The 11,220-nt window shown below is 44.8% G+C and carries 9 protein-coding genes; 7 read left to right on the forward strand and 2 right to left on the reverse strand.

What is annotated here, in order from left to right:
- Positions 1-11 precede the first annotated feature (11 nt).
- Together argA and NI461_RS08615 are read left to right on the forward strand one after the other, a co-directional pair.
- On the forward strand, positions 12-1,364 hold the full coding sequence (argA, locus tag NI461_RS08610; RefSeq protein WP_151208184.1) for an amino-acid N-acetyltransferase: 1,353 nt from the start codon (positions 12-14) through the stop codon (positions 1,362-1,364).
- 780 nt (positions 1,365-2,144) lie between these two features.
- Positions 2,145-2,774, forward strand: a complete 630-nt coding sequence (locus tag NI461_RS08615) for a TetR/AcrR family transcriptional regulator (RefSeq protein ID WP_174660611.1) — start codon at positions 2,145-2,147, stop codon at positions 2,772-2,774.
- 60 nt (positions 2,775-2,834) lie between these two features.
- Here NI461_RS08615 and NI461_RS08620 read toward each other — a convergent pair whose 3' ends face one another.
- A complete protein-coding gene (locus tag NI461_RS08620; RefSeq protein ID WP_151205320.1) occupies positions 2,835-3,398 on the reverse strand; it encodes a 5'-methylthioadenosine/S-adenosylhomocysteine nucleosidase in 564 nt (187 codons plus the stop codon).
- A gap of 526 nt (positions 3,399-3,924) precedes the next feature.
- Here NI461_RS08620 and ribF point away from each other — a divergent pair.
- From ribF to NI461_RS08645, 5 genes are all read left to right on the forward strand, one after another.
- A complete protein-coding gene (ribF, locus tag NI461_RS08625) occupies positions 3,925-4,926 on the forward strand; it encodes a bifunctional riboflavin kinase/FAD synthetase (protein WP_151205319.1) in 1,002 nt (333 codons plus the stop codon).
- Between the two features lie 65 nt (positions 4,927-4,991).
- Complete coding sequence (ileS, locus tag NI461_RS08630) at positions 4,992-7,838, forward strand: isoleucine--tRNA ligase (protein WP_253157050.1); 2,847 nt, start codon at positions 4,992-4,994, stop codon at positions 7,836-7,838.
- Positions 7,831-8,370, forward strand: a complete 540-nt coding sequence (lspA, locus tag NI461_RS08635) for a signal peptidase II (protein ID WP_151208186.1) — start codon at positions 7,831-7,833, stop codon at positions 8,368-8,370. Before ileS ends, lspA begins: the two co-directional genes overlap by 8 nt.
- On the forward strand, positions 8,363-8,845 hold the full coding sequence (locus tag NI461_RS08640; RefSeq protein ID WP_151205317.1) for a peptidylprolyl isomerase: 483 nt from the start codon (positions 8,363-8,365) through the stop codon (positions 8,843-8,845). The genes lspA and NI461_RS08640 overlap by 8 nt, the downstream gene beginning before the upstream one ends.
- A 134-nt stretch (positions 8,846-8,979) precedes the next feature.
- Positions 8,980-9,522 carry an NADPH-dependent FMN reductase gene (locus tag NI461_RS08645; RefSeq protein WP_151205316.1) on the forward strand — a complete coding sequence of 181 codons (543 nt, stop codon included), beginning with the start codon at positions 8,980-8,982 and terminating at the stop codon, positions 9,520-9,522.
- Between the two features lie 322 nt (positions 9,523-9,844).
- Here the strand turns inward: NI461_RS08645 and NI461_RS08650 are convergent, their stop codons facing one another.
- Positions 9,845-11,023: a PQQ-dependent sugar dehydrogenase gene (locus NI461_RS08650; protein WP_174660514.1), complete on the reverse strand. Its 1,179-nt coding sequence runs from the start codon at positions 11,021-11,023 to the stop codon at positions 9,845-9,847.
- Positions 11,024-11,220 lie beyond the last annotated feature (197 nt).

The raw sequence follows: 11,220 nt of genomic DNA on the forward strand, positions 1-11,220 counted from the left end.
TAGGCCCGGGCATGAACTCAGCAGACACTTCGCAAAGTACCACATTGCAATATGTGCACTGGTTTCGCCATTCTGCGCCTTATATCAATGCCCATCGTAACAAGACCTTTGTGATCATGTTTGATGGCGAAGCAGTTCTGGATAAAAATTTCCAGCATATTATTCATGATATTGCCCTCTTACACTCTTTGGGCATTCGTCTGATTCTGGTACATGGTGCACGTTCACAGATTAACCAGAATCTGGCCAGCTGTGGCCTGCATACACCTTTTTATCAGCAGCGTCGGGTCACTACCCGCGAATCCTTAAATTGTGTCCTGAATGCGGTGGGGTCGATCCGTTTACAGATTGAAGCTCTATTGTCGATGGGTCTGGCCAACTCGCCTATGTATGGTGCCCGGATTGACACGGTGTCAGGTAACTTTGTGACCGCCAAGCCCTATGGTATTCGTGAAGGGGTCGATTTTCAGTTGACCGGTGAAGTCCGTGCCATCGATACCGATGCCCTGCAACGCCATCTGGATAATCATAATATTGTGATTCTAGGCCCAACAGGTTATTCCACCACAGGCGAGGTTTTTAATCTGCTGGCTGAAGAAGTCGCCACTAACACTGCTATCCGTTTAAAGGCGGACAAACTGATTATTCTGGGAAAACAGCATGGTCTGCTCGATAGCCAGGGTCAGCTGAAACGTGAAGTCACCCCGCAGCAGCTAGATGACTACCTTGTTCCGGCCAGTCAGGATGAACAAAGTATGGCCATGGTACTGCAATTAAAAGCCGCACAGGAAGCTTCCAGAAATGGGGTCAAGCGTGTCCATCTGATTTCCTATAGTTATGATGGTGCCCTGTTGGAAGAATTGTTTACTCGGGATGGCTCGGGCACCATGATTACCGATGCACATTATGAAGAGGTTCGGATGGCCAATATTCAGGATGTTGGTGGTCTGATTCGCCTGCTACGCCCCCTGGAAGAAGAAGGGATTCTGGTTTACCGTTCCCGCGAACGTCTGGAAAATGAAATTGGACAGTTTGCCGTGATTGAACGGGATGGCATGATTCTGGCCTGTGCAGCCCTCTATCCGATTCCGACCACAGGCAATGAATTACGTTCTGCAGAAATTGCCTGTGTCGCGGTAGATCCAGCGTACCGGCAATCCAACCGGGGCAGTCAGATCCTGCATTATCTGGAAGGTAAAGCCAAAGCTCTCGGAATCCAGCAGCTGTTTATTCTGACCACCCGTACAGCCCACTGGTTTCTGGAACACGGTTATGAACCGGCCTCAGTGGATGATTTACCGGACGCACGGCAGGCTTTTTATAATTATCAGCGTAGCTCCATTGTTTGCAAAAAGTCACTTTAAGTGGCTTTTTTATTGCAGCTATTGACTACTAGTCATCATTTTATTTCCAGGATAACCAGCAAGAAATCGCATTTTCATTCAAAAGAACACCGGAAAATGGAGATGAACTCTCGACTACGGCCAACAGCCAGCAAGTCTCAATGTCGTCAGCTTCTCTGTGGCTCAAGCACGGCCTATTTTGCTCAGACCTAGGGGGGGGTAAATCAGTCAAACGCTCTCAAAGCTAAGCTAGTTCTGGTATCGAAAAGGGGTTAGCATCCAGTCAGTTTAGGAACTAAAGTTACATCAAGGCTGAAGTCCATGATCTGTTATTAAATGACAGAAGCGAATAGTCGAGCTTAGCGCCAGACACCCCCCAAAAAAAGTATCTGGCTGACTAAACTGGAACCGCGGATACCACATATGCTGCTGATCTTTTTAACCCGAGTTTCTGTCCTAAAATTCAAACTGATGTTGAGTGTTTAAATGTATTTTAAGAGAGTATTTAATAATATTGGCCGAGTATTTTAAACAGGTTTCATGATTTGATTTACACTTTTTTCTTAATTAATTTTAAATAATCTTTCCCATAGCGGCTTAAATCAAACTATTATATTAATTAAGTGATAATTTAAATAATTTCATACCCTTAGTATTTTAATCATTGGCGCGCGAGTCGATGCTGATTACATCGCTTATCTACAGAATAAATCATCATGATTCAAAAAATTAGCATTGTAGTTGATGCACAAATCTGATGATTTGACGTACAATGAAAAATCCCCCTTTTTAATTGTTTTAATATTACTGATGGAACAAAAAAAGAGTACTCAAAAACGCAACCAGCTGCTGAATGCTGCACTCGATGTCTTTTCCTTATATGGTTTCAATGGCGCAAGTCTGGATGAAATCGCACAAATTGCGGAAATGCATAAGTCGAATATTTTCTACTATTACGAAAATAAAGAAGCACTGTATGTTGAGGTGTTAACTACAGTTTTACAAAAATGGCTCGCACCCCTGCAAATGCTGGAGGCTGATCTGGAACCAGAAGAAGCGATCACCAATTATTTGATGCAAAAAATTGAGGTATCGCGTACTCAACCCAAAGCCTCGCGCTTATTTGCCTTGGAAGTTATTCAGGGAGCACCGCATATTCTGGAAATTCTGAAAGGACCGCTAAAAAAGCTGGTCAAGCGCAAAGCCAAAGTCATTTCAAACTGGCAGGAACAGGGCAAAATTTCTAAAGATATTGATCCTGAATTACTGATTTTGAATATTTGGGCCTTGACGCAAAACTATGCTGATTTTGCCACCCAGATAGAAATGATCACAGGCAAAACCCTGCGGAATCGTAGCATGCACCAGCGTGTGGTCCAGCATACTGTCCACATGATGCTGTATGGCGTAATTCCCCGTAATGAAGCCTGATTGTCAGGGCTTGAATTGATTGGCATACGACCATAATAATTATGGTCGCCGACCTGCCGTTTATTTGATTTTTTGATATAAAGATAATAACTTTTGAGCACCGAGCAATAAGTTGTCTTCCCAGTCGAGCGGTGCTGCGTCATTGGCACCATCAGTAATGTATTTCACCGAAATCAGGCGTACGTCCAGTTTTTTGCACACTTTGGCCAAGGCATAGCCTTCCATATCGACCAGTTGACAGGCAACTTTAGGCTGTCCTGTTGCAAAGCTGTCTCCGGTTCCGCAAATGCCCTGCGGTAAATCGGTGAAAAAAGGTGCCAGCTTGATTGCACCTGGAAAGTGCTGATCCATGGGGGTAATGCCCACTTCAAACCCGAGTGGCGATACATCCATATCGCGCTGTACAAAGTGGCTGACTTCCACCAGTTCATGGGCATCAAAATGGGAACTGCCCGCTGTCCCCAAATTGATTAAAGTCTTGCAGCCGGTTGTCTGAATCACCTCAAAAGCTTTAAATGCCGCATTGACCTTACCAATACCGCTGTAATGCACCTCAATTCCTTCTGCCTCAAACAAACCCTTGGATTCGCTTGGCAAGGCCATAACCAACGCATGCTCGGACATAAAACACTCAATTTCAGTTTCTATAGATGGCCGCTATTAAAAAGTAAATACTTGAACGCTGCAAATAAAAAAGCTGCACCTTTTCCAGACCATTTTTTATATTTGGGTCAGGTGAGATGAATGAACGCTTGGGGAGACCAAAATGTGTGATTCCTGATCCTCTTTTAATGCAATGTTCAGCCATCACATCTAGACCCGGGTAAAGCAGACTTACTCTCAGGCCAGCGTCATAGCAGCAGGCGCAATATTCTGTCTAAAGATGTTCAACAGGTCAGAATAAAAATCCGCTTAATCGCTGATGCTATCGGTTGAAGCAAGCGTGATATTTGAAGGGCTATATATGGGCATTGAGATTATTTTCAGCATCATCCGTTCTAAGAAAAATGGAGTGGATTGTTGAAATACAGCGATTTAACTTATTTCAAAAGAATTTTAACGAAAAACTTTGCCTAAAAACACAACAAGACGAAAGCTAAAGATTATGGCAATATATAGCCTCTTCACATTTTAAGCACCTGATTTGCCCATGAAGCTGCTCCGTCTTAATGCCTTAACGCCTCGAACTGAATTAGCCAAAACTGCCGTGACCATTGGTAATTTTGACGGCGTGCATTTGGGGCATCAGGTCATGATCAGGCAGCTCAAAGCTGTCGCAGAACAGCACCAGCTTAAAACAGTGGTAATGATTTTTGAGCCACAACCTCTTGAATTTTTTAAAGGTTATGAGGCTCCACCGCGTATTTCCTCCTTACGTGAAAAGGTTGAGTATCTAACTGAACTTGGGGTCGACTATATTGCGGTGGCGAAATTCGATGAACGCTTTCGCAGCCTGAGTGCAGAAGAATTTGCCACGATTTTAAAAGACAAACTCAATGCCGATCATCTGGTCTTAGGTGATGATTTCCATTTTGGTAAAAACCGTCAAGGTAATAGTGAGTTTTTACGTGAATTTGGTTTTGAGGTAAGCAATCTCGATACCGTCGTGCTGGATGGTGAACGTGTCAGTTCCACCCGCATCCGTCAAACGCTACAAGCTGGCGATCTGGCACAGGCAGCCAAACTCTTGGGACGTCCCTATAGCATTAGCGGACGGGTGCAATATGGCGATCAAATCGGCCGTACCATTGATTTTCCCACGATTAATGTCCGCCTGAATCGGCATAAGCCGTGTCTGCATGGTATTTATGGTGTAGAGGTGGTGTGTGAAACAGAATCCCTGAAAGCCAGAGTCCAGGCAGCAGATGCCAGCAAAACCGGTATTACCGGCTATAACCCGACAGCTCTGTTTGGCGCAGGTCATGTCGGCACCCGTCCAGCCATCCAGCAAGCAGATCCGGAATGGCGATTAGAAGTACATTTCCCTGATGTTTCTGCTAATCTGTATGGCCTGTTAATGCGGGTGACATTCTTAACCTATTTACATGGCGAAAAGAATTATCCTTCGCTTGAAGCCCTAAAAGCTGGAATTGATGATGATGTCGAGAAACTGCTTGAGTTTCGTCGAAATCACCCCACATTTTCCTTTTAATATCTCATATTTTTATTGTAAAACGTGTCTGTTAAAACAACGGATTAAATTGGAAGACAACTTGCATGAGCGATAAGCAAACTCCTGAAAATGCAGTGGATTATAAAGCCACGCTAAACCTCCCAGGTACTGACTTTGCAATGAAGGCAAATCTGGCAGTACGTGAAGCGAAATGGTTAGAAGAGTGGTATGCCGACAACATTTATCAGCAGATTCGTGCGTCGCGTATTGGCAAGAAAAAATATGTGCTTCATGATGGCCCTCCTTATGCCAATGGCCAAATTCACTTGGGCCATGCGGTCAACAAGGTCCTGAAGGATATTATCGTTAAAAGCCGTGTAATGGACGGCTTTGATGCACCGTATGTACCGGGCTGGGACTGTCACGGCCTGCCGATTGAACTCAAAGTCGAAGAAAAAGTCGGAAAAGTCGGCGTCAAAGTTGATGCGGCAACCTTCCGTAAACACTGCCGTGAATATGCGTATACCCAGGTCGAATTACAGAAAAAAGACTTTATCCGTATGGGCGTGTTTGGTGACTGGGACAATCCGTACCTGACCATGAACTTCAAACAGGAAGCCGATATTGTTCGTTCACTCGGTGCGATTGCCAAAGCCGGTCACATCGAACCGGGTCTGAAACCGGTGAACTGGTGTCTGGACTGCGGCTCAGCATTGGCTGAAGCTGAAGTTGAATACGAAGATAAAAAATCTGACGCCATTGATGTCGGTTTTACCGTAGTGGATTTAGCAGATTTGTCTGCACGTTTAGGCATTGAAGTTGCTGATACAACTGATATCGTCATCTGGACCACCACACCTTGGACACTGCCGGCCAACCAGGCGGTGGCAGTGCATGCCGAAATTGAATATCAACTGGTCAAAGCCCGCGGCGAAGAAAAAGCAGATCAAAACTTCATTCTGGCAAAAGACTTGGTGGAGTCTGCAACAGAACGTTATGGCTTTGGCACAGTGGAAGTTCTGGCAGACTTTGCCGGTGCAAAACTGGAAAACCTGCAATTACAGCATCCTTTAATTGCTGAACGCCAAGTACCGGTTATTTTAGGTGAACACGTGATTGCCACCAGCGGTACCGGTGCAGTACATACTGCGCCTGGCCACGGTGTAGACGACTATAAAGTCGGCTTGCAATACAATCTGAAAGTGGATAACCCGGTGGGCGGCAATGGTGTGTATTTACCTACTTCACCTATTTTTGCAGGTGAACACATCTATAAAGCCAACCCAAAAATTATTGCTGCCCTTGCTGAGAGCCAGCAACTGTGGGCCCATGTACCGATCAAACACAGCTATCCGCACTGCTGGCGTCATAAAACCCCAATTATCTTCCGTGCTACACCGCAATGGTTTATCAGCATGGATGCCAAAGGCTTGCGCTCAAAAGCATTGAATGCAATTGAAAATGAAATCAGTTTCGTGCCGGACTGGGGTAAGAACCGGATTGAAGCAATGATCGAAGGCCGTCCAGACTGGTGTATTTCACGTCAGCGTACCTGGGGCGTGCCAATTCCATTCTTCGTGCATAAAGACACCAATGAACTGCACCCACGTACGCCTGAGCTGATTGAGGAAGTGGCTCAACTGATCGAAAAAGAAGGCATTGATGGCTGGTATAACCGGGATGCTTCTGAATTCATCGGCGCCGATGCAGAACATTACAATGCAGTTCGCGATACCCTAGACGTGTGGTTCGATTCTGGTACAACGCACTTTGCCGTGCTACGTGAACGCGAAGAACTGACTGATCCTGCTGACTTGTATCTGGAAGGTTCAGACCAGCATCGTGGCTGGTTCCAGTCTTCATTGCTGACCTCGATTGCCATCAATGAACGTGCACCCTACAAAGGTTTGTTGACGCATGGTTTCGTAGTTGATGAGAAAGGCCGCAAGATGTCCAAATCTTTGGGCAACATCATTACCCCACAAGACATCATTAAAGATATGGGTGCAGACGGCTTACGTTTCTGGATTGCCTCTGCCGACTACCGTTATGAAATGACTGCCGGTAAAGAAATCTTTAGCCGTGCATCTGATGGTTACCGCCGTATCCGTAACACCCTGCGTTTCTTATTAGCCAATCTGAATGGCTTTCAACCGTCAACAGATGCCTTGCCTGTCGATCAATTGATCGCGCTGGATCAATATATTCTGCAACGTGCGACGGACGTGCAAAAAACTATTCAGCAAGCCTATGAAGATATGAATTTCCATATCGTGACCAGTGCATTGACTAACTTCTGTATCAATGACTTGGGTGGTTTCTATCTCGACATCATCAAAGATCGTCAGTACACCACCAAAGCCGATTCACAGGCCCGTCATTCGGCGCAAACTGCGTTGTACCATCTGGTCCAAGCCTTTGTACGCTGGATGGCACCGATTTTAAGCTTTACTGCGCAAGAGGCGTGGCCTCTGATTCCTGAGCAGGCAGAAAAATATGTGTTTACAGCAGAATGGTATGAGATTCCAGTGGCATCAACTGCGAACCTGATAACAGAAGCAGAATGGCAGACCCTGATTTCAGTAAAATCTGCGGTGAACAAGTTTATTGAAGCTGCACGCGGCGCCAAAACTGTAGGTTCAAACCTGTCGGCCAAAGTTGAGCTGTGGGCCAATGATGAACTGAAAGCGGTCCTGGATAAACTGGATGATGAACTGCGTTTTGTTCTGATTACCTCACAAGTGATCGTCAACGACTTTGATGCTGCACAGGGCGAAGCTTCTGATCTGGCAGGGCTGAATGTAAAAGTTTCAGCTGCCGATGGAGAGAAGTGTGTACGCTGCTGGCATGTACTGCCTGATGTGAATACCCATGTGTCACATCCAGGTCTCTGTGGTCGTTGTATTATTAACCTTCCAACAGGCCAAGGCGAAGAGAGAAAATATGCCTAATCCACAGCATAAAAAGGGCTTATTCCAGTTCTATCCGCACAATTTGTGGTGGATCGGACTGGCAATTCTGGCCATTATTCTGGATCAATGGACTAAATGGATTGCCGTTACGCATCTGAATTACGCAGATCCGATTCCGGTGCTGCCCTTTTTAAACTGGACATTACTGCATAACTATGGCGCTGCCTTTAGTTTTCTGTCCGATGCAGGCGGTTGGCAACGTTATTTCTTTACTTCACTGGCAGCTTTGGTGTCTATCATTTTCGTGTTCTGGCTGATGCGTATGCCTAAACACATGAAGGTATTACCCTTGGCTATTGCCCTGATTCTAGGCGGTGCCATTGGGAATCTAATTGATCGTATCTATTTGGGTTATGTGGTCGATTTTATTCACGTGTATTACCAAAATAGCCATTTCCCTGCTTTTAATATTGCAGATAGTGCCATTACTTTGGGCACGATTCTGATGCTGATCGATACGTTTTTCCTGGAAAAACACCGAATTCAACGTGCACAGGCGCAACATGACTGATTTTATTCATCCTAACGAGGAAACTCGTGTTGAAGACGGCTCTAAAGTCGAGCTTCATTTTTCGGTCGCTATTGAAAATGGCGTAGAAATTGACAATACCCGCAGCCGTGAAGCACCGGTAAGCCTAACGATTGGAGATGGCAACCTGTTACCAGGCTTTGAAAAGGCCTTGTTTGGTCTGCGTGCCGGTGACCGCCGTACGGTCAGTTTGCCACCAGAGGATGCTTTTGGTCCATGGAACCCGGAAAATGTACAGAAATTCGATACAGTCAAGTTTGGCGAACGTCCAATCGAAGGCCATATGATCGAGTTTGAGGACAAGGCTAAAACTACCCTGTACGGTGTAGTAAAATCGGTCAATGATGATATTACCGAGGTGGATTTCAACCATCCACTGGCTGGCAAAAATATTACGTTTGAAGTGGAAATATTCAAGGTCACACCTGCAGGCCAGCAGGGTGTCAAATTGATGTAAAACTTCCCTCCTTCTCTAATATTTAAAAAAAGCTCCTGAAGGAGCTTTTTTTAAAATCCATACAAACTTCTGCTACTGCATCTTGGTAAAATCGATTAGGGTGGCACTCTCTCCTCATAAGAAAAGGAAAAACCATGAAAATCTATATTATTGTGGGCAGCATTCGTGAAAGCCGTACCGCCATTAAAGTCGCTCACTGGGCCTTAGAGGAAATTAAAAGCCAAGGGTTTAGCACGGTAGAAGCTGAAATTGTCGATCTAAAAGAATGGGATTTACCTCTGTTTGCTGGTGCCAATCTGCCTTTGACCGGAATTTATGACCAGCCTAAACAGCAGGATTGGGCCGATAAGATTGCACTTGCTGATGCCTTTATTTTTATTAGTCCGGAATATAATCATGGTTATAGCCCTGCCCTGAAAAATGCACTGGATTATCTCGCTAAAGAATGGCAAGGCAAACCTGCTGCCTACGTGAGTTATGGTGCCACCAATGGTTCACGATCGATTGACCAGATTCGCCAAGTGGCCACCCAGCTCGGTATGATAGATACCAATGCTGTGATCGAAATCCGTGACATCTTTAACCGAAATAAGGATTATTCTTTCCAAGGCAATCAGTTTGATACTAAAAACCTGAAATCTGCACTGGATAAGCTGATTCAATATGTCAGTGCTTAAGTGAATGGTCGATGCCGAACTCTGCTCTGACCTACCACAGTATTTACCAAACTGCAGTATTTAGCAGAGTAAGCAGAGACTTATATTGAGAACCTACCAAGACAAGGCGTCTTGCAATAACAATAAAAATAGCACTAGCAAAAGGCTATGCAGTATCACAGCAGTGATCCTTCAAAATCTGAAAAGGCCCTAACAACAGTAAGGGCCTTTTTCTTTGATCTTGAGAGTAGAAAAGGTATTTTCGCCTTCAACAGGAATAAGTTGAGTGGTGAAGCAGATAGCTGATACTTGAGTATCGAAAATATCATTAGTTTTAAAAAAATTAAGGTGTTTTCATCTTGAGCAGGCCCGCTCGCTGACCATCTTCAATTACCCACAAATGACCTGCCTTAGCCTGAATAACACCGCGTATACGCTGTTTCATATCCAGACGTTGGACTTCCTTCACTGGAGACTGTGCAGTATCTACCACAATAATGGCTTTAGAAGACAAACCACTAATAATGGCTTTATTTTTCCAGGCTGGAAACATATTGCCTGTATAAAACAGCAGATCTGAAGGAGAAATCACAGGCGTCCAGTCCAGCACAGGGGCTTCAAATTCCGGACGGGTATGGTGATCAGGGATCGGCTTACCATTATAATGGTCGCCATTCGAGACCAGAGGATAACCGTAGTTTTTACCTTTGATCACTTTATTCAGCTCATCTCCCCCCTTAGGTCCCATTTCAATCACCCAGAGTTTCCCTCGTGGGTCAAATGCCATACCTAAGGGATTACGATGCCCTAAGCTCCAAATTTGTTGTGCAATCGTTCCCTGACTCATAAATGGATTATCTTTAGGGATAGATCCATCATCATTCAGGCGAATTATTTTGCCAGCATTGGATTGCAGATCCTGTGCGGGATCAAATTGCTGGCGCTCACCAGAACTGATCCAGAGTTTACCATCCGATCCGAATAACAGACGGTGCGCATAATGCCCCTGTCCTTTAAATTTAGGTACTTGAGTCCAGATACGCTTCACTTCTGTCAGCCGGTTTTGATTTAAATCCAGCCGGCCACGAATCACCACTGCACCATATCCGCCCTGTCCATGCTCGGCATAACTGAGATATATCCACTGGTTCTTGGCAAAATCAGGATGCAAGGCAACATCGCCCAAACCACCTTGTCCACCATAAGCGACCTTGGGAAGATCTTGAATCGTTTGGCTGTTACGATTTTTTGGATTAAACAGCTTTAATTGTCCTGCTTTTTCAGTGATCAATAAACGCTGATCGGGCAATTCAACCAAGGCCCAAGGTTCATTAAACTCCGCAATTTTTTCGACTGTGTAGGACGGGGAAACCGTAATGGGATGAGCAGATTGAGCAGCATTGGACCTTACGGTAGCAGAATCAGTAGCTCTGCCTGAAGGTGAAGGATTCTCTGCATGGCAGCCTACCAATACTAAAGCACAGCAACTGATCAGACATTTTCTGTAAACCTGTACCGACATTTTATATTCCCTCTTTTAGTTTTTATCTTGGCTTTTAACTTAACACTGAAAATAAAAAAAGAGCAGCGAGAACGTTAATTAGAAGACCTGGCAGATTGATTTTTATTTTTCTTTTTATAAAAAAAGAAATCCCCCTGCTTTTTAGCAGGGGGATTTTGAATAATGAGCTGGCGATGACTTACTCTCACATGGGTAAC

The sequence above is a fragment of the Acinetobacter sp. S4400-12 genome, from assembly GCF_024129495.1.
Taxonomy (GTDB): domain Bacteria; phylum Pseudomonadota; class Gammaproteobacteria; order Pseudomonadales; family Moraxellaceae; genus Acinetobacter; species Acinetobacter lwoffii_C.